The organism is Facklamia sp. P13055, from assembly GCF_050409445.1.
In the GTDB taxonomy this organism is placed as follows: domain Bacteria; phylum Bacillota; class Bacilli; order Lactobacillales; family Aerococcaceae; genus Facklamia.
Genome location: NZ_JBNUPL010000022.1, coordinates 1 through 22,913, shown reverse-complemented (window position 1 = coordinate 22,913; position 22,913 = coordinate 1). Strand labels below are relative to the sequence as shown.

The 22,913-nt window shown below is 37.2% G+C and carries 22 protein-coding genes and 2 other RNA genes; 21 read left to right on the top strand and 3 right to left on the bottom strand.

Translation table 11 applies throughout. The features are described from left to right. The 4 genes from ACQV2O_RS07360 to pyrR form a co-directional block, all read left to right on the top strand. Positions 1-238: LPXTG cell wall anchor domain-containing protein (locus ACQV2O_RS07360; RefSeq protein WP_428875427.1), on the top strand; the 238-nt coding region annotated here is incomplete at its 5' end. A 175-nt stretch (positions 239-413) separates the two neighbouring features. After that, entirely contained in the window at positions 414-1,406 is a 993-nt protein-coding gene (locus tag ACQV2O_RS07355; RefSeq protein ID WP_428875426.1) for a hypothetical protein, read from the top strand. Positions 1,407-1,986: 580 nt separating this feature from the next. Next, positions 1,987-3,195, top strand: coding sequence for an acetate kinase (locus ACQV2O_RS07350; RefSeq protein ID WP_428874397.1), 1,209 nt, complete (start codon positions 1,987-1,989; stop codon positions 3,193-3,195). A 117-nt stretch (positions 3,196-3,312) separates the two neighbouring features. After that, positions 3,313-3,852: a bifunctional pyr operon transcriptional regulator/uracil phosphoribosyltransferase PyrR gene (gene pyrR / locus ACQV2O_RS07345; protein ID WP_428874395.1), complete on the top strand. Its 540-nt coding sequence runs from the start codon at positions 3,313-3,315 to the stop codon at positions 3,850-3,852. Positions 3,853-4,236: 384 nt separating this feature from the next. On the opposite strand, the gene ssrS is transcribed toward pyrR, so the two are convergent. Both ssrS and ACQV2O_RS07335 read right to left on the bottom strand, forming a co-directional pair. After that, a non-coding RNA gene (gene ssrS / locus ACQV2O_RS07340) (6S RNA) lies at positions 4,237-4,419 on the bottom strand. A 144-nt stretch (positions 4,420-4,563) separates the two neighbouring features. Then, the gene (locus ACQV2O_RS07335) at positions 4,564-5,835 is read right to left on the bottom strand and encodes a replication-associated recombination protein A (protein ID WP_428875425.1); all 1,272 of its coding nucleotides are present in this window, start codon (positions 5,833-5,835) and stop codon (positions 4,564-4,566) included. A gap of 142 nt (positions 5,836-5,977) precedes the next feature. On the opposite strand from ACQV2O_RS07335, the gene ACQV2O_RS07330 reads away from it, so the two are divergent. The 4 genes from ACQV2O_RS07330 to recD2 all read left to right on the top strand — a co-directional run bounded on the left by ACQV2O_RS07330 (position 5,978) and on the right by recD2 (position 11,257). After that, positions 5,978-7,120 carry a cysteine desulfurase family protein gene (locus ACQV2O_RS07330; protein ID WP_428875424.1) on the top strand — a complete coding sequence of 381 codons (1,143 nt, stop codon included), beginning with the start codon at positions 5,978-5,980 and terminating at the stop codon, positions 7,118-7,120. 14 nt (positions 7,121-7,134) lie between these two features. Further along, complete coding sequence (locus ACQV2O_RS07325) at positions 7,135-7,473, top strand: cysteine desulfurase (protein ID WP_428874259.1); 339 nt, start codon at positions 7,135-7,137, stop codon at positions 7,471-7,473. Positions 7,474-7,564: 91 nt separating this feature from the next. Next, on the top strand, positions 7,565-8,707 hold the full coding sequence (mnmA, locus tag ACQV2O_RS07320; protein ID WP_428875423.1) for a tRNA 2-thiouridine(34) synthase MnmA: 1,143 nt from the start codon (positions 7,565-7,567) through the stop codon (positions 8,705-8,707). A 135-nt stretch (positions 8,708-8,842) separates the two neighbouring features. Continuing rightward, entirely contained in the window at positions 8,843-11,257 is a 2,415-nt protein-coding gene (recD2, locus tag ACQV2O_RS07315; protein WP_428874257.1) for an SF1B family DNA helicase RecD2, read from the top strand. A 96-nt stretch (positions 11,258-11,353) separates the two neighbouring features. Here recD2 and ACQV2O_RS07310 read toward each other — a convergent pair whose 3' ends face one another. Continuing rightward, positions 11,354-11,662 (bottom strand): hypothetical protein, encoded by a 309-nt coding sequence (locus ACQV2O_RS07310; protein WP_428874256.1) that lies wholly within the window; start codon positions 11,660-11,662, stop codon positions 11,354-11,356. A gap of 487 nt (positions 11,663-12,149) precedes the next feature. On the opposite strand from ACQV2O_RS07310, the gene alaS reads away from it, so the two are divergent. The 13 genes from alaS to ssrA all read left to right on the top strand — a co-directional run bounded on the left by alaS (position 12,150) and on the right by ssrA (position 22,738). Next, complete coding sequence (gene alaS / locus ACQV2O_RS07305; RefSeq protein ID WP_428875422.1) at positions 12,150-14,798, top strand: alanine--tRNA ligase; 2,649 nt, start codon at positions 12,150-12,152, stop codon at positions 14,796-14,798. A gap of 153 nt (positions 14,799-14,951) precedes the next feature. After that, positions 14,952-15,212, top strand: coding sequence for an IreB family regulatory phosphoprotein (locus ACQV2O_RS07300; RefSeq protein ID WP_428874262.1), 261 nt, complete (start codon positions 14,952-14,954; stop codon positions 15,210-15,212). A gap of 3 nt (positions 15,213-15,215) precedes the next feature. Further along, positions 15,216-15,650: a Holliday junction resolvase RuvX gene (gene ruvX / locus ACQV2O_RS07295; RefSeq protein WP_428874254.1), complete on the top strand. Its 435-nt coding sequence runs from the start codon at positions 15,216-15,218 to the stop codon at positions 15,648-15,650. 10 nt (positions 15,651-15,660) lie between these two features. Continuing rightward, positions 15,661-15,966, top strand: coding sequence for a DUF1292 domain-containing protein (locus ACQV2O_RS07290; protein WP_428874253.1), 306 nt, complete (start codon positions 15,661-15,663; stop codon positions 15,964-15,966). 167 nt (positions 15,967-16,133) lie between these two features. Next, complete coding sequence (mltG, locus tag ACQV2O_RS07285) at positions 16,134-17,324, top strand: endolytic transglycosylase MltG (protein WP_428874252.1); 1,191 nt, start codon at positions 16,134-16,136, stop codon at positions 17,322-17,324. A gap of 193 nt (positions 17,325-17,517) precedes the next feature. Continuing rightward, the gene (gene udk, locus ACQV2O_RS07280) at positions 17,518-18,138 is read left to right on the top strand and encodes a uridine kinase (protein WP_428875420.1); all 621 of its coding nucleotides are present in this window, start codon (positions 17,518-17,520) and stop codon (positions 18,136-18,138) included. 19 nt (positions 18,139-18,157) lie between these two features. Next, positions 18,158-18,637, top strand: coding sequence for a transcription elongation factor GreA (gene greA / locus ACQV2O_RS07275; protein WP_428874250.1), 480 nt, complete (start codon positions 18,158-18,160; stop codon positions 18,635-18,637). A 156-nt stretch (positions 18,638-18,793) separates the two neighbouring features. Continuing rightward, on the top strand, positions 18,794-19,549 hold the full coding sequence (gene liaF / locus ACQV2O_RS07270) for a cell wall-active antibiotics response protein LiaF (RefSeq protein WP_428875419.1): 756 nt from the start codon (positions 18,794-18,796) through the stop codon (positions 19,547-19,549). Then, entirely contained in the window at positions 19,546-20,607 is a 1,062-nt protein-coding gene (locus ACQV2O_RS07265; RefSeq protein ID WP_428874247.1) for a sensor histidine kinase, read from the top strand. The genes liaF and ACQV2O_RS07265 overlap by 4 nt, the downstream gene beginning before the upstream one ends. Positions 20,608-20,632: 25 nt before the next feature. Next, complete coding sequence (locus ACQV2O_RS07260) at positions 20,633-21,265, top strand: response regulator (RefSeq protein WP_428874246.1); 633 nt, start codon at positions 20,633-20,635, stop codon at positions 21,263-21,265. Between the two features lie 65 nt (positions 21,266-21,330). Next, on the top strand, positions 21,331-21,666 hold the full coding sequence (locus ACQV2O_RS07255; protein WP_428874245.1) for a HesB/YadR/YfhF family protein: 336 nt from the start codon (positions 21,331-21,333) through the stop codon (positions 21,664-21,666). A 15-nt stretch (positions 21,667-21,681) separates the two neighbouring features. Then, positions 21,682-22,284 (top strand): ECF transporter S component, encoded by a 603-nt coding sequence (locus tag ACQV2O_RS07250; protein WP_428874244.1) that lies wholly within the window; start codon positions 21,682-21,684, stop codon positions 22,282-22,284. Between the two features lie 91 nt (positions 22,285-22,375). Continuing rightward, positions 22,376-22,738, top strand: a transfer-messenger RNA (tmRNA) gene (gene ssrA / locus ACQV2O_RS07245). Positions 22,739-22,913 lie beyond the last annotated feature (175 nt).

The window sequence follows — 22,913 nt, the reverse complement described above, 5'->3', positions numbered from 1 at the left end:
AACGCCAGATCCAGATCCAACGCCAGATCCAGATCCAACACCAGATCCAGATCCAACACCAGATTTAGACCAGACTACTCCTAAGGGTGAAGAAGTAACTGTCAATAAGTCAGGGATTTTACTGCCTAATACTGGTTCTGATGAAGGAGAATATGTAGCAATGGGTCTTACTTTGCTGGCAATGGGCTTAGGAATTTCTGTAGCAGAATTAAAAAAACGCCTAAGTGAGAATCAATAAACTGTAGGCTAAGACGCTAGTGTAAGATCTTTAAATAGGACTCTCTTCATTCTTAAATGGATGAAGAGAGTTTTTAAATGGGCGAGTTGTTTTTAAAGACAGAAAGATATATGATTATTTATATAAAAATGATTGAGCTTAATAGCTTTATAGTTTCTTGAGGAGGATAGAAGTTATGGAAAACATACTTTATGGAGAATCACCGATTATTTATAAAAAGCCAATCAAAGATGGAGAGGGCAATGATATAGGTAAGACCATTATTATTGAAGATAATGAAGGAAATATCATTTTAAGTCAGAACATTTTGAATGATAACAATGGGAAATCAGTAAAAGTTAATGTGAATCAATCAGAAAGAGAGGGTGTGTATGGATACACGGTCAATATTTTAAAGCCGACCGGGGAAGAAGAGAAGATATTTTTAGAAAACAAGTCAAGTAATCTTGAAAATGAGCAACCAGTTGTTGAAACTAAAGATTTGAAGGATTTTCAAGAACAAATTATTGGCAAAACATTTGTCATCAAAGATAGCCAAGAAAAGTTGATCGCCACTCACCATATTTTAAATGATCCCGATGGCAAAGAACCTGAGCTTAAAATTATTGCTGAGGGAACGGGTCATAAAGTGATTATTTATAAACCAGATGGTGACTTTGAAGAAGTTTTTGTGGAAAACAAAAAAGTTCCAACCATCGAAAAAATCCCTTTTAAGGATAATCAAGGAAGTATTATAGGATACACTGTTTTAGTTAAAGATGATGCAGAGCGAGTTTTATTGAACGAACATATTTTGATTGGCAAACAAGAAATAGCCCCAGATGTTAAAATCACTTATGATAAAGACGAAAACGGGGATCGAGGTTATTTAATTATAATTACGAATGCAGAGGGGTTGAAAAAAGAAACCTTTATAAAAAATGAAAAAGTCCCTACTATTGAACAGTCAGCATTTAAAGATAAAGAAGGAAACATCATAGGAACAACTATGACTTTAAAAAATGGAGATGGAGAATTGGTTTCGATTGAATATATTTTACATGACAAAGCCATTGAGAAAGTTGAATATTCTATTCAACCTAGCCAAAATGATAAGGGAGAAATAGGTCATTTAGTTATCATAGAAAATCCTGATGGTACAATTAGCAAAACTTTTGTAAAAAGTTAAAGAAAATATAAATACCATCGGATAAAGAGAGTTAAGGTATGATAAAGAGTCTTTGAATGGTGTTAATGAAAAAGAGACAAATTCTAAAGGTGGGAACAACTGAAGAAAAATATATTTTAACTATTGTTCAGAACACTTTTATATGGACCATCAGCCAGTGAAAAAGCCACCCAGCCTGTATGTAAAATGACGGAAAATTTAAGGTATAATTATGCTATTTAGCGGGTAACAAAGTCGAAAAATGGGTGTTGATGAGTAATTGTTGTGATGGGCAAGTTGAGACCTTGATTATATGAGTTTAATCTTAATAAAACTCATCACTTTGACCCTCAAGCACAATAAAGTATTGGCTATCCTAAAAATAGTCAGAGCATGATAGGGATCAATAGAAAGCGCCAAAAAAGTTTTTTAATTCATTAATTCTTTATTATTATCAGTAAGTTAATAATTATTAAACTTTCGAAGGACAGAGCAAACTTTATTAAAAACTTCACAAAATTTTGAATCAGTGTTTACGGTGTAAGGATAAACATGATATACTAGACCTATATGAACTAACAAAGAAATGGGGAAATTGTAAATGTCTAAAACAATGGCGATTAATGCGGGTTCTTCAAGTTTGAAATTCCAAATCATAGAGATGCCTGAAGAAACAGTGGTTTCTAAAGGATTAGTTGAACGTATTGGATTAAGCGATTCAAAATTAGAAATTAAATATACGGACGCTAATGGTGAAGATCAAAAGTTTCAAATAGTCGAAGATATTGCAGATCATGCTCGTGCAGTGGATTTATTACTAACTAAACTTCTAGACTTAGGAGTTATCACAAACTTTGAAGAAATTACCGGTGTCGGACACCGTGTAGTAGCTGGTGGAGAACTCTTCAAGGAGTCTACTCTAGTAGATGAGCAAGTTATCAAAAACATTGAAGAATTGGGAGATTTCGCCCCCTTACATAACCCTGCGGAAGCAGTCGTAATTCGTGTTTTCCAAGAAAAATTACCACATGCTACCATGGCAGCAGTCTTTGATACTTCTTTCCATACTTCAATGCCGGCTGAAAATTATTTATACAGCATTCCGTACGAATACTATGAAAATTACTCCGTTCGTAAATATGGAGCTCATGGGACAAGTCACCAATTTGTGGCCCACCGTGCAGCTGAAATCGTAGGTAAGCCCATTGAAGACCTTAAAATTATTACTTGTCATTTAGGGAACGGAGCTTCAATTACTGCTGTGGAGAAAGGGAAATCTGTTGATACTTCAATGGGCTTCACTCCACTAGCTGGCTTAACAATGGGAACACGTGTCGGTGATATCGATGCATCTGCAATTCCATTCATCATGCAAAAGGAAGGTATTGAAAGCATTGAAGAGATGGTAACTATCTTCAATAAAAAATCTGGTTTACTCGGTATTTCAGGTGTCTCATCCGATATGCGTGATGTGGAAGAAGCTGCAGAAGCAGGAAACGAACGTGCACAACTAGCTCTAGATATTTTCTTCAATCGTATTATTAAATACATTGGACAATATGTAGCAGTGATGAATGGTGTAGATGTGATTGTCTTTACTGCCGGTATCGGTGAAAACTCTAAAGAAACACGTGAAATCACTATGAGAAACTTTGGTTATATGGGTGTTAAGATTGACGAAGAGCGTAATAACACACGCCAAGAAGCCATCGTTTCTACAGATGATTCTACGGTAACAGTTATCAACATTCCTACTAACGAAGAAATTGCGATTGCTCGTGACGTTGAGCGTCTTAAAAATCAAAAATAATCATTAAGATAAGTTGGTTTGAACGTTATTCTCATTTGAGAATGACGTTCTTTTGGTATATTATTAAGGGAAGAAAATAAAGAAGTCTAGAGATACCAAACTGAAGGAGACACATGAATGGCTGAAAATATTATTATAGATGAGCAAGCGATCAATAGAACTCTAAAGAGAATGGCCCACGAAATTGTCGAACGGAATCCGAACGTCCAAGAATTAGTATTAGTAGGAATTAAAACAAGAGGCATATATTTAGCCCATCGTTTAGCTGAAAAAATTTCGCAAATTGAAGCTATTCAAGTAGAGCTAGAAGAGTTAGATATTTCTTTTTACCGTGATGATTTGACCCACAAGTTTAAAAATGAAGCACCTGTTGTTCAACCCCCTCACTTTTCTCACTCAATGCGTGATAAAGTTGTGATTATGGTGGATGATGTTTTATATACAGGTCGAACCATTCGAGCAGGACTGGATGCGATTCTATCGTCAGATCGTCCAGCCAAAATTCAATTGGCAATACTGGTGGATAGAGGTCACCGTGAACTCCCAATTCGCGCTGATTTCGTCGGTAAAAATATCCCGACATCCAGCGAAGAAAAAGTGGCAGTCAAATTAAATGAAGTAGACCAAGCAGAAGAAGTCGTTATCTTACGTAAATAAACGAAGCCCTTCAAAGTTATTAGCTTTGAAGGGCTTTTAATTTGAATGAGTTAATGCGACCTAAGAGTAAAGTAGATGAGCACAGAGACCATGGTAATCAAAATCAAAACAAGGACTAGCCAGACAAGACTCCAAATTTTTAATTGTAAATAGATTAAGATAAAGCCTAAAATAGCTAATAAAAAAAAGGTTAGTGCGATTAGATTGAAAATCCTAAGGTCTTGTAGCTTGAGCAATTTTAGTAAGGAATGTCGGAAGTAAAAAATATAGAGGGCCAAAATCACTAATATCGATGGGAAGGCATAGAGCAAAGCTTGTAGCATTATTAACCTCAATTCTATCTAAAGATTCATTAAAAAAGAGCTGGCAATTGCCAGCTCTCAAAATATATCCGAATCGTGCCGATTCAATAAAGCTAGGTTGAACCCGCTAGCAATCAGGTGGGGTTCTCACGAAATGCTTCTGACTTCCACATGCGATGGCTTGTCATAGGTATTCGATTGAAGAATCCCTAATGTAAAATGTTCGGTCAACACATTGACTATCTCTCGAACACATCAGATATATTTCCTATGTACCTAGTATAACACGATGAGATTGAATTGCAATAGTTTTGTTTGAAAAAATGAAAGCATTTACAATATTAGTCGTTAGTAGCTTATTGTATTGAGAAAGAAAAATCGAAACTCATAACTAAACCTTCATGTAAAGCTAATTCTGCTGTTTTTTTATTTCTTGATAGTATTGGTTAATAGCAGCTTCGTATTTTCCTGTTGGTTCGGCTTTGAAGTATTGCTTATTTTTAAGGGGATCGGGAAGATATTGTTGACGGATAAAATGATTGGGATAATCGTGAGGGTTTTGATAGCCGATGGAGCGACCTAATTTTTTTGCTCCCGCATAATGTCCATCTTTTAAGCTGTCTGGTACTGGGCCTGTGTGTCCAGCTTCAATATCCGCCAGGGCCGCATTAATGGCACGGTAGGAGGTGTTGGATTTAGGACTTAAGGCTAAATCTGCCACAGCGAAAGCCAAAGGTATGCGTGCTTCTGGTAGGCCCAACTTTTCAGCAGCTTCAACAGCTGCTACTGTTCGTTGAGTAGCTTGCGGATTGCCAAAACCAATATCTTCATAGGCAATAACTAACAAACGTCGGCAAACGATGACTAATTCACCAGCTTCTAAAAGAATAGCTAAGTAATACATAGCCGCATCCACATCTGATCCTCTGATTGACTTTTGAAAAGCAGAGATGACATCATAGTGATTGTCACCATCTTTGTCATGGCTTAATCGTTTACGCTGTAAACATTCTTCAGCAATTTCTGGCGTGATTACAATCTTACCCTGATCGTTTTCAGCTGTAGAAAGAACGGCCAACTCTAATGCGTTGAGGGCTGAACGAATGTCGCCATTTGTTACAGATGAAAAATGTTCAAGGGTGTCTTTGGTAATTTCAACTGGATACTTGCCCAAGCCATGATCAACATCCTTAATCGCTCTTTGTAACCCCTCTTGAATCTCTTGACTGGATAGAGGTTTGACTTCAAAAATTTGAGTACGTGAGCGAATGGCAGGATTAATCGAAATGTAAGGATTCTCAGTAGTCGCACCTATTAAAATAATCCGTCCGTTTTCTAAATGAGGCAACAAGTAGTCTTGCTTAAGCTTGTTCAAACGGTGAATTTCATCTAATAGTAATATCAAGGTACCTGACATTTTGGCTTCAGTGACGACAACTTCTAAATCTTTTTTTGCATCAGTTGCTGCATTTAAATGACGAAAAGCATATTCCGTAGTACCAGCAATAGCAGCAGCAATCGAAGTTTTTCCGGTACCTGGTGGACCATATAGAATCATAGAAGAAAGACGTTTGGCCTCAACCATTCGACGGATAATTTTGCCAGATCCTACAAGGTGAGTTTGTCCCAAGATTTGATCAATGTGCTGCGGCCGCATGCGATAAGCTAAAGGTTGTTGCATTAGGAAACCTCCTTATAATGTGTATAGTTTACCACAAAAGGCTCTTTTTGATTAATATACGCCTTTTATTTCTATAAGTAAACACTTTCAAAATCATTAAAATACGTTATAATAGTTGTATTAGGAATGAAAAGGTGAGGCAATGATATATTTTGATTATGCAGCGACAACCCCAGTCGACCTCCGTGTTCAAGCACGAATTTCTCATGCTTTAGCAGAATCTTTTGGAAATCCTTCTGCTACATATAAGCTAGGAAAGGCAAGTAAAAATAAGTTGACCTTAGCGCGTCGACGCTTAAAAGAGTTGTTAAAATTAGATGAAAACGCTGATTTGTACTTCACTTCCGGTGCAACAGAGGCCATCAATTGGGCACTGCGATCACAAGCTGTTCGAGCACGTGATTTAGGTCTAGGTAATCATATTGTTACCACAACAATTGAACATTCAGCAGTGGATAAGGTTCTTCTTGATTTAGAAAACAGAGGGTTTGAAGTGAGCCGAATTCAGCCGGACTCTAACCAACAATTCACACTACAGCAATTTATTGAAGCCAGTAAAGAAACGACCATCGGTTGGACAGCTATGGCAGTAAATAATGAAGTGGGTTCTCAACTTCCTATCCAAGACCTAGGTCAATATGCTAAGCAAAAGGGCTATTGGTTCCATGTTGATGCCACTCAAGCTGTTGGTTATCAACCGATTAACCCACAAAATTTCCCTTGTAGCTCTTTCAACGGGTCAGGTCATAAATTTTATGCACCAAAAGGAATTGGTTTTCTGGTCTATCAGGCTTGGAACAAAGAAATGACCTTAGATCCTTTATTATTAGGTGGTGATCAAGAATATACTAAGCGTTCAGGAACTGAAAACCTTCCTTATATTTTAGGTATGGTGGAGGCCTTGGAGTTGATGTATCAGGGGTATGAAGAACTACAAGGAAATTTTAAAGAACTAACAGCATATTTTTTTCAACGATTAGATGAAGCGAGCATTAACTATCAAAGAAATGGTGATCTTAATCATCATAATAACCGCATACACAGTATTTGGTTTAAAGGAAAATTAGCTAGCCAGTTGATTATTCAAATGGACATGCAAGACATTTATCTTTCAGCAGGATCCGCTTGTTCAGCCGGTTCAGTAAAACCCAGTCGCATTCTAACTGCTTATTACCCAGATAACCCAGCGCGTTGGCAAGAGAGTGTTCGAATTTCATTTGGTCGTTATACGACTAAAAATGAGATTGATCAATTAATTGAAGCAATTATAAAAATAAATAAATAGTAAGGAGTAGAACAATGGCATTTACACCAGAAGCAAAATTATTAGGATTCAATCGAACTTTTGAAGTCAGTCCAGAATGTAGACCTTATACTTTAAGAGATAATGGCTTCAATGAAACACGTGGAGGTAACTACTTATACAAACGAGAATTAGATTCGACACATCGTACAGGTTTAGTTTTAAAGGTAACTGTTAATGCTGATTTAAATGGGTTAAAAATTTCAACCGTAAATTCTAACGGTTTGCAGGCGGTTAATGTGTTCAGCCTGGCCAACAACGAGATGGTAATTGAAAAAATAAATTTCATTTTCGACGGATTTGTTGACCGAAACGTTCTAGTTGAAGTAAAATAGAAAATAGTTTTGAATGTATCTAAACGGACTTTCCATTCAAGGTGAGTTCGTTTTTAATCTTTATATAAATATTAAAAGAAAGGAAGACCCAATGACTCCAACAAAAGATAAAGCACAAACGCGAGTAGTGATAGGTATGTCAGGAGGTGTCGATTCTTCGGTAGCCGCCTTATTACTAAAGGAAGAAGGCTATGACGTGGTCGGTCTGTTCATGAAGAACTGGGATGATACGGATGAAAATGGTGTTTGTACGGCTACCAAAGATTATGAAGATGTTGCCTTAGTCGCTGAACAAATTGGTATTCCCTATTATTCAGTTAATTTTGAAAAAGAATATTGGGATCGCGTTTTTGAATATTTTTTAAGTGAATATCGCAAGGGACGAACACCCAATCCGGATGTTATGTGTAATAAAGAAGTCAAATTCAAGGCCTTCTTAGATTATGCCACCGAATTAGGGGCGGATTATATTGCCATGGGTCATTATGCCCAAGCAGCAAGAGATGACAAAGGACAGGTTCATTTGTTGCGTGCATCGGATCAAAGGAAAGACCAGACTTATTTCCTTAATCAATTATCTCAACAGCAATTACAAAAAGCTTTATTCCCACTTGGACACTTGGAAAAAACACAAGTGCGTGAAATTGCTGCAGAAGCAGGCTTAGCAACCGCTAAGAAGAAAGATTCTACTGGGGTATGTTTTATTGGAGAGAGAGATTTTAACCAATTTCTATCTAATTATTTACCCAACCAACCGGGTAAAATGAAAACTTTAGATGGTGAAGTGAAAGGCGACCATATGGGATTGATGTACTATACAATTGGGCAAAGACATGGTTTAGGTATAGGCGGATCTACTGGATCGAATGGCTCCAATGAGCCTTGGTTTGTGATTGGCAAGGACATGGCTACTCAAACACTTTATGTAGGCCAAGGCTTCCACCATCCGCATTTATATGCTGATTACTTAGAAGCTTCGGATCTTTCTTTTACAGATGGTGATAAGAGTGATCGGACTTTTAGATGCACTATTAAATTTCGTTACCGTCAAGAAGATGTTCCAGCAGAAGTGACGATTTATGACCAAGGGAAAAAAGCACGAGTGGTTTTTGATGAACCAGCACGAGCCATTACGCCTGGACAAGCGGTAGTTTTCTACCAAGACCAAGAGTGTCTAGGAGGTGGCATTATTGATGCGGCCTATAAAGATAATCAAATGCGGCAATATATTTAAATGTAAGTCACCCTGAGCATTTAGGGTGATTTTTTTATGGACATATTAAGAGTCTTAGGCAAGCTTTGAATGGCAAGCTCTAGTTCTTAATAAAAAAGATTGATATAATAAGACATACAAGTGAGGTGAGAGTGGATGGAAGAATTAATAGTAGGTAGCGTGGAAAGTACCATCTTCGAAAATGACCAAAATTTTTATAAGGTCTTGCGCATTAGTGTAGATTTAGATCAAACGAGTCTCTTGGTAGACGAAGAATTGGTTATTACGGGTCAATTTACTACGATCCATTACGATACGCCCTATCAATTTTTTGGAAAATTAGTCCACCACCCACGTTTTGGACAGCAATTTTCAGTCACTCGCTACCAGCAATTGATGCCGACTTCACGCAGGGGCTTAATTGATTATTTGTCCAGCAATCGTTTCAAAGGAGTAGGTCCTAAAACAGCCACAAAAATCGTAGAGTCATTAGGGGAAACGGCAATTGATCAAATCCTTGATGATCCCAATGCTTTAGACAAAGTGAGTGGTTTAACAGCTAAAGTTGCCAATCAATTAAGGGCCAGTCTTTTAAAATTTCAAGGAACAGAACGTATTTTTATGCAGTTAAGTGAATGGGGCTTTGGTCCTAATTTAGCAGATAGAATCTATAAGAAATTCCAATCGAATACACTGGAACAAATAAAAGAAAATCCCTATCAATTAGTAATAGAGATTGAAGGAATCGGATTCACTAAGGCCGATAAGTTAGCAGAACAATTAGGCATTCAACCCGACGCCGCTGAACGAATTGCTTCAGCTATTACCATGGCGGTGGCACAAATTTCTACCGATCAAGGAGATACCTATGTACCGATACCGGATTCGTTGAGAACTGCACGCGACCTCCTAGAAAAAAGTCGCCCCTTTTTGATTGAGGATGATTTATTGACCAAGGGGTTGGATCTTGCAATTATTCAAGACCAGCTGTTAGTGCTAGGAGAAGATCTTGTCATTCCCTCAATTTTCTACGCAGAGTACGGAAGTAGTAAAAAGATTCACGACTATCTGATGGCTGAACAAGTTAAGCGATTTGAAGCAGAAGAGATTGATCAAGCCATTGAGGATGTTATGGCCTTAATTAAAATTGACTATGATCAAGAGCAACAGCAGGCATTAAAATTAGCCATTCAATCCCCTCTCTCTATTATTACAGGAGGTCCAGGAACCGGAAAAACAACCTTGGTACAAGGACTCATTTATTTACATGCTATCTTACATGGCTATGATCTGGCCGATCTAAATGAGGATAATTTTGATTCTCCAATCCGTTTGGCGGCTCCGACAGGCAGGGCGGCTAAACGGATGCAAGAAACTTCTCATTTGCCAGCTTCTACCATTCACCGCTTAATTGGTTATAATCGTGAGTCGACGCTAAGAGACTTTGAACCGATGATAATTGATGGCAGCCTTTTAATTATCGACGAAATGTCAATGGTTGATGTGTGGTTAATGAATTGGTTGCTACAAGCCATTCCCTATGAAATGCAAGTAGTCTTTGTCGGGGATAAGGACCAACTGCCCTCAGTAGGACCAGGTAAAGTTTTTTCAGATATGATTGATTCGGGTCTGATTCCAACTGTTTCGCTATCCAAAATTTATCGTCAGTCCGATGATTCATCCATCGTTCATTTAGCTCACCATATACGTCAAGGCTATCTGCCAGAGGATTTTTTAGCCAAGCATAATGACCGTTCATTTATCCCTTGCTCTGCTCAGCAAGTCAGTGATGTGGTTGGACAGATTGTAGCAGCAGCAATTAAAAAAGGCTTTAATAGCCAAACGCTACAAGTCCTAGCCCCTATGTATAAGGGACCAGGTGGCATCAATCAGATCAATGACTTGATGCAAGAAATGTTGAATCCTGCTAGTTCAAAAAAACGTGAGATAAAACATTTTGACCAAGTCTACCGTATAGGAGACAAGGTTCTTCAACTGGTAAATAATACAGAAGAGGGTGTTTACAATGGGGATATTGGCAAGATAACTGCTATCTTAACGGCAAAAGAAAGTTCAAATAATGTGGAAGAAGTGATTGTTGATTTTGATGACAATGAAATCCATTATCGAAAAAATGAACTGGATCAGCTGACTCTGGCTTATTGTTGTTCCATTCATAAGGCACAAGGATCAGAATATGACTTAGTCATCTTACCATTGGTTGATCGCTATTCACGCATGTTAAGAAGGGACATCATCTATACTGCTGTGACAAGGGCGGTCAAATCCTTAGTCATGGTAGGGAACCCTCAAAGTTTTAATAAGGCGGTTTCACAAGTTCAAATAGAACGCAAAACCAAATTAGCTGAATACTTACAATTAAACTTGACTGAGCAAGCAAAGAAGCGAGAGCTGACAAAAAGCAAAAAGCAAGAGGATGATACAGCAAGTGTTACTCAAGTAGCAGAAAGCAAAATGTCAAAAGCAAGCTTTGTCTTAAATGACCAAACCATCTGGCAAGTCGATCCCATGATTGGCATGGAAGGACTCAAGCCGGAAGATTTTGTATAGTAATAAAGCTTTCTTTGTGTGATTTTAATAGTAACTAGCAAAACCTCCTAAAGAATGTTTCTTTAGGGGGTTTTGATAATTAAAACTTCAATCGCATTATCTATTGATTATAATTTCAAATAAAACAGAAAGGATGCCGACGATTATCAAGATGGCCATCAGAGAATATTGTTTTCTACTATAAGCTAAATTTATTTCCATCAGCCATGTGGCAATATACACTACTGTTGAAATAAAAAGTAAAGCTAACCCTAAGGACAATCCAATCGAAAAAAGTGGATTAGACTTAGGCAAGCCTGATAGCAAGACGGATATAATTATGATTACGCCAATCATGCCTATAATTGGAAAGATTTTCAAAATGTTTTCAATTTTTAAATCTTTCTTGTGATTATCTTTATTCATAAGTTTCACCACCTTTTATAAATATTATTTAGCTAATTTTAATTTAATAACTGGTCCTCAAGATTAATTATATAACTTGTTACAACTTCTATCTTTCTTCAATTCCTTGATTTTCTAAAGGTGTTATGGATGCCTAGGCTTTTACTAAAGAATTTATCGTACGATCACCTACTTTTCAATGAAAAACTTTCTATTAATGATTATATACTAACTGGCAAGATTTTTTTATTCAGGATTGACCTTTTTTATAAAAATTGCTATATTACTAAAGGTAGAGGACATGTCAGGTCATTCTAGAGAGATTACATTTGGTGCAAGTAATCAAGACATTGATGCTCCCTCATACGGACCATTCGAAAGATTGGCGTTTTGCTGGCGTTAACAGTCACTTAAGAAGATAACCAAGAGTTATTATAAGCAAGGTGGTACCGTGGTTAAGCGCCCTTGCATATAATGACTCTTTATTTTTATTGAAGGAGAATGCGGCATGAAACCATTAAAGAGTAAAGAAATACGTCAGATGTTTTTAGATTTTTTTGCAGAGAAAAATCATCAAATCGTTCCCTCAGCTAACCTCATTCCAATTAACGATCCAACGCTGTTATGGATTAACTCAGGGGTTGCTGCTTTGAAGAAATACATGGATGGAACTGAAGTTCCTGACAATCCCAAGATTGCCAATGTTCAAAAGTGTATTCGTACCAACGATATTGAAAACGTTGGTGTGACTGCACGACACCATACTTTATTTGAAATGCTAGGTAACTGGTCCATAGGGGATTACTTTAAAGAAGAAGCCATTCAATGGGCGTGGGAATTTTTAACTTCAGAAAAATGGTTGGATTTTGATCCCAACCGCCTATATGTTACCTATTATCCCGAAGATGAAGAAACTAAGCAGATTTGGATAGAAAAATGTGGTTTAGATGAAGATCATATTGTGGCTGTGGCTGATAATTTTTGGGATATTGGTGCCGGACCATGTGGTCCCGATTCAGAGATCTTCTACGACCGAGGGGAAAATTATCAAAACCTTTCAGCTGATGACCCTGAAATGTACCCAGGAGGAGAAAATGAACGTTACTTAGAAATTTGGAATCTAGTATTCTCACAATACAATCATATGCCAGATGGAAGCTACCAACCCTTGCCTAACAAGAACGTTGATACAGGTATGGGCTTAGAACGGATGGCCTCGGTCATGCAAGATGTTCCGACAAATTTCGAAACAGATTTATTTATGCCGATCATTGAAGCAATTGGTAGATTGACAACTGTCAATTATGGTGATGATGTAAAAACAGATACCTCTTTTAAAGTTATTGCTGATCATATCCGTGCGGTATCCTTTGCTATTGCTGATGGAGCTTTACCTTCTAACGAAGGACGCGGCTATATCTTAAGACGCTTAATCCGTCGTGCAGTTATGCATGGTCGTAAATTAGGAATTAATCATCTGTTTATTTCAGATTTAGTGCCAATTATTGTGGCTATGATGGGTGATCCTTATAAAGAGCTCATCGAAAAAGAAAACTTTGTTAAAGAAGTACTTTTAAAAGAAGAACAACGTTTCCATGAAACAATTGAAGAAGGCGAAGTCCAACTTCATCAAGTGATCAATGCGGTTCGTCAAGCAGGCCAAACGGTTATTAATGGAGACAGGGCTTTTCATTTATATGACACCTTCGGTTTCCCACTTGAATTGACGCAAGAAATGGCTGATGAAGAAGGGCTAACAGTAGACATTGAAGGTTTTGAGACAGCCATGGAAGAACAAAGAGAAAGAGCCCGTGCCGCACGTACAGATGAAGGATCGATGGCGATCCAATCGACAACTCTACAAGCTATTGACTATGATTTTGATTTTGTGGGTTATGAACAATTAAGTTCAGATGCGACATTGAAATATATTGTCGTCGATGACCAAGAAGTGGACCAATTACCAGCTAATAGTGAAGGGATTGTATTCTTTAACCGCTCACCTTTTTATGCCGAAATGGGGGGACAAGTAGCCGATTTAGGAGGGATTTTTGATGGCGATCAAATGCTGGCAGAGGTCCTAGATGTTCAAAAGAGTCCTCATGGTCAATTTATGCATAAGGTGAAAACATTGGAAATGCCGTTAAATCGTGAACAGTCTTATACTTTGACAGTTGACCGTCAAGCCAGAATGAGGACCAATCAAAACCATACAGCTACTCACTTATTACATAAGGCCTTAAAAGAAGTTTTAGGGGACCACGCTAATCAAAAAGGATCGTATGTGGGGCCAGATCGCTTACGTTTTGACTTTTCACATTTTGGTAAAATGTCAGCCGAAGAACTTAAACAAGTGGAATCCTATGTAAACTTTATGGTTGAAAATGCTATTAATGTTGACATAAGTGAAATGCCAATTGATGAAGCAAAAGCAATGGGAGCCATGGCACTCTTTGGTGAAAAATATGGGTCAATTGTTCGCGTAGTTAATGTAGGCAATGAATCCATCGAATTGTGTGGAGGAACTCACGTTAACAATACTAATGAGATTGGAACCTTTAAATTAATGGCTGAAAGTGGTATAGGAGCAGGATTGCGCCGCATTGAAGCCTTAACAGGTCAAGCAGCTATCGCCAACTATCAAAAGAACGAATCGCTACTAAAAGAAGTTCAAAATCAATTGAAAGTTAGCCAAAGTGATCAACTGCTAAGCAAGATTGAACAGTTACAACAGGATCTTAAAGTACAGCAATCTGAAATCGACTCCTTGACTGCACGCTTAATGCAGGAAGCTTCAGATGAAATCTTTGATGATGTTCAAACAGTTAAAGACATTAGCTTTATTGCAGCCAGCGTAGACAATCAAAATATGGATTCTTTAAGATCTTTAGGCGATACATGGCGAGAAAAAGCTGCTTCTAATATCCTTGTTTTAGCCACTTCTCATGAGGGAAAAGCTAATCTGTTAGTTTTAGTCGATCAAGAAACAGTGGCTAAGGGCATTAATGCGGGAGATTTAATAAAACCATTAGCAAAACATATTAAAGGTGGTGGAGGAGGTCGTTTGACTATGGCGCAAGCAGGGGGTAAAAATCCAGCGGCTATTCCTCAGTTGTTAGAAGCAGTGCCGCAAGAGATTGAGAATAGACTGATCTAGCCTGAAACACAATTTTAATAGTGAAAAAGCTATAAATAAAGCACAATAAGAGCCTTTTTATAGGGATTTATGGTAAACTGGAGATAATAGCTAACAAATCAACTAGGGATGTATTAAGTTGATGAGATTAAGAAAGGTTCGGTGAATACATCTATGCAATCATTAGATGAAACAATACTCTTTAAGTTAGATGATTTAAACCAACATACAGTTCGCGAGAGCTTAGAGATTGTCTATCGCGCATTGGAGGAGAAGGGGTATGATCCAGTCAATCAAATTGTGGGCTATCTCTTATCAGGTGACCCGGCTTATATTCCACGTCACAATGATGCGCGTAACCTCATTCGTCGTCATGAACGCGATGAAATTGTCGAAAAATTAGTCAAGTATTATCTAACTAAGAAGGAGTCTTAGTTCATGCCAATTGGAAATCGCAGCATGGGCTTAGATGTGGGTTCTAAAACGGTAGGGGTTGCTATTAGTGACTTAATGGGTTGGACAGCCCAAGGAATCGAAACTATACCGATTGATGAAGAATCGGATAACTTTGGTTATCAACGTCTTCAAGAACTCATCGAAGAGTATAAAGTAGATAAAGTCATTATTGGCTTACCAAAAAATATGAACAATACATTAGGACCAAGAGCAGAGGCTTCCCAAAAATTTGGTGAAAAACTGCATAAAATTGTCCCAGACTGTCAAATTATTTATCAAGATGAGCGATTGACTACTTCTCAAGCAGAACGGATGCTGATTGAAGAAGGGAATGTCTCACGTAAAAAACGCAAAAAAGTAATTGATAAATTAGCGGCAGTGATGATTTTACAAAATTACTTAGATTATAAGAAATAGGGGTGTTAAGATGGTAGAAGAACATAATCATGAACACGCAGAAAAAGAAATTGACTACATTACTGTTGTCGATGAAGAAGGCAACGAATCGTTATATGAAATTCTATTCACCTTTGATTCACAAGACTATAATAAATCCTATGTCCTTATTTATCCAGCTGGAGCAAATGAAGAAGAAGAAGTAGAAATTCAAGCTTACTCCTATAAAGAAAATCCAGATGGGACTTCTGGTGATTTACAAGCGATCGAAACTGAAGAAGAATGGAACATGATTGACGAAGTATTAAATACATTTTTGGCAGATGAAGAAGAATAGTTAAGAAAGCTAAGCTCTTTCCGATTGATGAAATCGGCAGGAGCTTTTTCTCTTATAAAATCATGAAGCTTGAAACATTAATTTAATCATTCATTAATTAGGTCAGGATAGTTATTTACTGTGTTATTTGCTATAATGCTTACAACATTAGGCTATTAGGAGGAAGTATGAAGATAGATTGGAATAGAATACAAGAAGATGCAAAAGTAAATGAAACCATGCATGTTAAAGAATTACTTTGGACCAATCGAGTAATTAAAATCATTCTTTGGATATTTTTGATTATTATCGTAGTAGGCACCTTATTCATTTATTGGAAACTGGATAAAGATTTAGGGCCGGTGGATGCCAATAGTTCTGAGGCAATCGAAGTGACGATTCCCATCGGGTCGACTTCTAGTGATATTGCACAAATTTTAGAAGATGAAAAACTGGTTAACAATAGTCAAATTTTTAATTTGTTTATGAAATTTAAAGGAGCTAGTGACTTTCAAGCAGGCTATTATCAATTAAAGCCTAATATGAATGCAGAAGAGTTGATTGCAACTTTAAAGGAAGGTGGCGAACCAATCCAAGAAGATATTGATACCACACTGACTGTTGTGGAAGGCATGCAAATAACTGATATTGCACAAGTAGTGGCTGAACAAACACCAATTGAAGCTGATACTTTTATTGATCGCGTTCAAAGTGAAGAGCTGTTTGAAGACTTGTTAAGGCGTTTTCCAAGCTTGATTCAACCACTATCTGAGATTGAAGGATTAAAATATCGTTTAGAAGGTTATCTTTTCCCAGCTACTTATGATTATATTGCTGGCATGACGGCTGATGATTTAATCATTAATATGGTTGGAAAAGCTAATATTGAATTTCAGAAATTGCAAGAAGACCTTAGCAATACTTGGTTAAACTATCACCAGTTGTTGAGTCTGGCTTCGGTTGTTGAACGAGAAGCATCGACTGATGAAGATCGCGCCTTAGTTGCAGGAGTTTTCTTCAACCGTCTAAACATTGAAATGGCTCTACAAAGTGATATTACGGTTATTTATGCACTTGGCAAGCATAAAGAGCTGGTTACTTATGAAGATTTAGAAGTAGATTCGCCTTATAATACGTATCAACATAGCGGGTTGCCAGTAGGACCGATTAATAGTCCTTCTCTATCATCGATTATGGCGACTATATATCCAACTTATTCAGATAACTATTACTTTGTCGCAGATATGAATACAGGCAAAATCTATTATTCTGCAACAGAAGCTGAGCATAGTGCCTTAGTAGAACAATACGTTCAACCATTCTTTGATGAAGCAAAAAAAGAAGCGAGTCAAGAAAATGCAGAATTAGAAGAAGAATAGCAAGAACAACAAATGAAACTTTTAACAAGCATTTGAATACTAAAAAAGAAATAATATGAAATGGCTTGCATTCAGCTAATTTATATGTTATTTTCTTAAGTATAGTTTTGAGCAAGTTCAATAGAAAGCAAGTAATCACCTCTTATTGGGTGGTTGCTTTCTTTATGTATTTGTCAATTAAGGGAGTGAAGTAATGGGGGATAGACCCATCATCATCGGTGTCACTGGTGGATCAGGTTCTGGTAAATCAAGTGTTAGCAAGCGAATATTAGAACAGTTTACTGAGATGTCCGTTTTGGTCTTAGCACAAGATAATTATTATAAAGACCAAAGCCATCTGACATTTGAGGAAAGATTAAAGACGAATTACGACCATCCCTTTGCTTTTGACAATGATTTATTTTTTGAACATATCCAAGCTTTTATAAGAGGTGAAACAATTGAAGTCCCTATTTATGATTTTGTGAACCACACGCGTTCACTTGAAACACGTAGAGAAGCTTCACGTGACGTGCTAATCTTAGAAGGGATTTTAATTTTTGAAGATAAAATGATTCGTGACTTATGTGATATTAAAATATATGTCGATACGGAAGATGATATTCGCCTTTCTAGAAGAATTAAACGCGATGTCATTAAAAGAGGACGTTCTGTAGAATCTGTTCTTGAACAGTACGAAACAGTTGTCAAGCCGATGCATCATCAATTTACTGAGCCAACTAAACGCTATGCAGATATTATTGTCCCGGAAGGCGGCCATAATCATGTGGCCATAGATTTATTAGTTACTAAAATTAACACAATTATTAATTAATTTGAAGGAGTATTAACAGATGGCAGATAAAACATATCCAATGACCCTAGAAGGTAAGAAAAAAATTGAAGCTGAATTAGAAGATTTAAAAGTAAATAAACGAGCTGAAATTATTGAACGCATTAAAGTAGCCCGGTCTTTTGGTGATCTTTCTGAAAACTCAGAATATGAATCAGCAAAAGATGAACAAGCTTTCGTTGAAGGACGTATTTCAACATTAGAAAATATGATGCGCTTTGCTGAAATTATTGATGATAAAAATGTTGCGGCTAATGAAGTAACATTGGGTCGTACCGTGACTTTTAACGAATTGCCTGATGGTCCTGAAGAAGCATATACCATTGTTGGCTCTGCTGAAGCAGACCCAATGGAATATAAGATTTCTAACGATTCGCCAATGGCCAAAGCTCTATTAGGACATAAAGTGGGTGATAAAGTAACTATTGAAACACCGGGCGGCTCATTTGATGTGGAAATTACTAAGGTGGCTAAGGCATAATTTATCCAACAGTTAGACTCCTTTTGGGGGTCTTTTTTTATGCCTTTTTCTAGGATTTGTTTGCTATAATAGATGGAAGATAAGCAAAGTATTATCTTTTTTCAGTTTATCTTTTATGCAATAATAGCAATGACTTAACAGAAGGGAGGTATTCCAATGAAAGACTTCTTTCGCAAACGTATTTTTCTCACGATGATTCTTTGTATCTTTTTAATTATATTAGAATTACTTACAGATTGGCATTTTCTTGGAATGTTTGCAGGAGGATTTTTGCTCATCAGTTTGAGCCTTTATATAGAGCGCTATTGGTTGAACCGATTGATTTTAGGATTGGGTTTGATTTTGGTTATTATGACGATTGTTTTAACCAAATCATTCTGGCTATTTCTTTTAACCATCTTTTTCGCTTTAATTGTCTTTAAAAAAGAGCATATACATGAAATGGGTAATCTTTCGGAGAGTGTTTTACATCCAGCCCCTAAAGAGTCTGAGAGTTATTACGGGATTAAACTGCTTCAACCACAAGACCAGCAGCGAACAATCTTAGAATATCGCTCTCTTTTTGATATGCGAGAAGAAGGAACCAAGACTTCATATGAGTGGGATGATATTAATCTTGTATATTTTGGTGGAAATTCCATTATTGATTTAGGGAATACCCTCATTCCAGCAGGTGAGCATACGGTAGTCATTCGAAAAATGTTTGGCCGTGTTCGTTTAATCATTCCGAGGGATATTGGCTTGAAAATGAATATATCTTTAATTAGTGGCAATGTTTTATTTGAATCTCAAGACTATGTATTAACATTGGAAAACTTTAAATGGCGTAGTCCCGATTATCAACAAGCTAACCGCAAATTAAATGTTATTATTTCAAGCTTTATAGGAGATGTTGAGGTGATTATTTTATGAATTTACGGTTATGGATTCGTATCTTACTCAATCAATTAATTATTACATTGCTGATCTGTTTTTTTGTGGTTGGTCTTTGTGCATGGCAACTACCAGCTTTTAATATTGAAGACCTTTTTATAATTAAGATCTGGGACGTTCGATTATTTATCTGGGTAGTAGCTATTATTATTGCCTTCTCAGTCATCTATAGTTTATATCTTACCTTTTCACTAAATGATTCTTATGAACTGATTCGAGCAAAAATCAATTGGTTATTGTTAGGCAAATATCACCATCCGATCTTCAATAAAACCAACCGTAAATCCAGTCTCTATACACAAGATTATAGCTTGGCCCAAGATATTAACCGCCTGCGCAATCGCTTGGTTGATTTGACTGAAGACTTACAAGAATTTACAGCTGCTCCGGTCTTTGTCGGTGAAGAGACTAAGGAAGAAATTATCGAACATGAGCGTAGTCGCATAGCACGTGAACTTCATGATTCGGTATCCCAACAATTATTTGCTGCTATGATGATGTTGTCAGCTATTACTGAATCCTATCCTGAAGAGGAAAACCCTAAATTAAGTGCTAAGCTTGAAAAAATTGAATCGGTCATTGGAAATGCTCAAACTGAAATGCGAGCCTTGCTCTTACATTTACGACCGGTTGACTTACAAGGAAAATCACTGCAACAAGGAATTAATAATTTGCTATTAGAACTACAAGCCAAAATACCTCTAGAACTGACTTGGGAATTAGATGATCCTAGATTAGAAACGGGAATCGAAGACCATCTCTTTCGGATTATTCAAGAAGCGGTGTCGAATACTATGCGGCATGCTCGAGCAAATAAATTAGATGTTTATCTAAGAGAAACAATGGATATGATAAATATTCGCATTGTTGATGATGGACGTGGCTTTGATCCTGTTCAATCGAAAAAGTCAGGCTCTTATGGTTTAACCAATATCCAAGAAAGAGTGAAGGGGATGGGAGGGGCGGTTTCGATAATTTCTTCTCCAGGGCAGGGAACGGTTGTCGATATTAAGTTGCCTTATAAACTTAAAAAATAAAATTATAAAACAAAGGAGTCAGTGTATGATAAAAGTATTATTAGTTGATGACCACGAAATGGTCAGGCTAGGTGTTTCGTCTTATCTAAGTATTCAAGAAGATATGGAAGTGGTGGGAGAAGCTAATAATGGCTTAGTAGGTTATCATCGTGCCCTGGATTTACGACCGGATGTTATTTTGATGGACTTAGTCATGGATACCATGGACGGAATTGAAGCTACGCAAAAAATTATGCAAGAGTGGCCCGAAGCTAAAATTATTATCGTGACATCTTTCTTAGATGACGAAAAAGTATATCCAGCTATTGAAGCAGGAGCTCAATCATATATCCTAAAAACTTCATCAGCTAAAGAAATCGCCGAGGCTATTCGCTCAACCTACCAAGGTAAGAGCGTGATGCAGGATGAAGTTACGCAAAAGATGCTAAATCGCGAAACCGAAGAAAGGCAAGTCCATCTGCATGATGATTTGACCAATCGTGAGCGTGAAGTCTTAGGATTGATTGCTAGAGGGTATTCCAATCAAGCGATTGCAGAAGAGTTGTTTATCACTTTAAAGACGGTAAAAACCCACGTTTCTAATATCCTATCAAAATTAGAAGTGGATGATCGCACACAAGCGACGATATATGCTTTCCAACATAATTTGGTGGATTAAGCAAAAAACTCGCTCAGATAAAAAAATTGCTATATGATAGATTCAGTTTATAGAGGAGGGAGTTGTTGCATTTGATTGCAACAAAGCATATGAAACTAACAGTAACAAATAAAGCTGCAGATTGGTTTAAGGAAGAAATAGGATTTAGCCAAGGTGCTGGTGTTCGCTTTAAAACAAAAATTTATGGATCGAGCCCTTTTGACAATGGTTTTGGGATTGCCATTGATTCTGTTCAGCCAGAAGACCCTTTAGTCACTTATCAAGCGCCCAATGGGGTCCTCTTCTTTATTGAACAAGATGACGAATGGTTTTTTGATGAATATGATTTAGAGGTAACTCTTGATGAAAGACTCTGTGAACCCACTTACAATTACATTAAGAATGGTCATTCCATTCATTAAATGAGGAGGATGTTTGTGTCAGCATTACAAAATCAAAACGCTATGAAAACTAAACGCTTAGTTATTTTAAGTATCTTCATGGCTATTATCCTATTACAAACTTGGGTACCTTTTCTAGGCTATATAGCCATACCCCCATTAAATATTACTATTATTCATGTAACGGTAATTGTAGCGACCTTATGGTTAGGCACTAAAGATGGTTTTATTATCGGAGCATTTTGGGGCTTGAACTCCTTGATTCGTGCTTATGTTATGCCAACATCGCCCATGTATGTTTATGTCTTTTCTTCACCATTAGTCTCACTTTTACCACGGATGATTATGCCTTTGATTGTTGGATGGTTTGCCCACCAAGCTCAAGATAAAATTCAAGATCGCTTGCGCTATATGATAGCAGGGGCCTTAGGTTCAATCTTAAATACAGTTTTCGTCTTAGGGGCAATTGGCCTCTTTAAACAGGCAGAGTATTCACAAATTAGTGGAGCCAATCTCGATAGCTTATGGCAGGTGCTCGGAGGTATTGTGTTAGTGAATGGTGTACCTGAGATGATCTTTTCAATTTTAGTGACGCCAATTTTACTGAATGCCGTCAAAAAATTACCTCAAACTCTTTAAGTAGGAAGTCCAAGATAATTCGTCTAAAAGCTGACTGACCTTCTTTGACATTTCCTCATGGAGATGCTAGTATGTATTTATACCTTTAATTGGGGGTGTCATGGTTTCGACAGGTGTTGTTCGAACCTTGGATGCGTCAGGTAGGCAGCGACTACCTCACCAACGCTACAGTTAAATATAACTGCAAACAATAATAACAATTTAGCTTTAGCTGCCTAAAAACAGCTGGCTAAGATCAGCCTAGCATCGCCCATGTGTTAGTTCCTGGTCTCAAATTAGTGGGATACGCTAAGTCTTTCCGTCTGTAAGCCTTAGAAGAGATAAGCAGACTCGCAAACACAAATGCCTGTTGGTCGGCTATGTGGGAGCTAAATAATAATAGACGCAACTATTGACGTAGATTCTTTGGTGGCGAGACATTTGGACAGGGGTTCGACTCCCCTCATCTCCATTGTTTTTTAATAAGAATATAGATTTATCAGTATTTTAAGACATAAGTAGTTGAACTTAAATAAAGTTATGGTTCGAAATGCTTAATAGGTCTTATATTGAGATAAAATAATCTATATTCTTTTTTGGCTCTTTGTCAAATAGGGTTGATGAGTAGGTGAGGTAACCGACTGGTTACT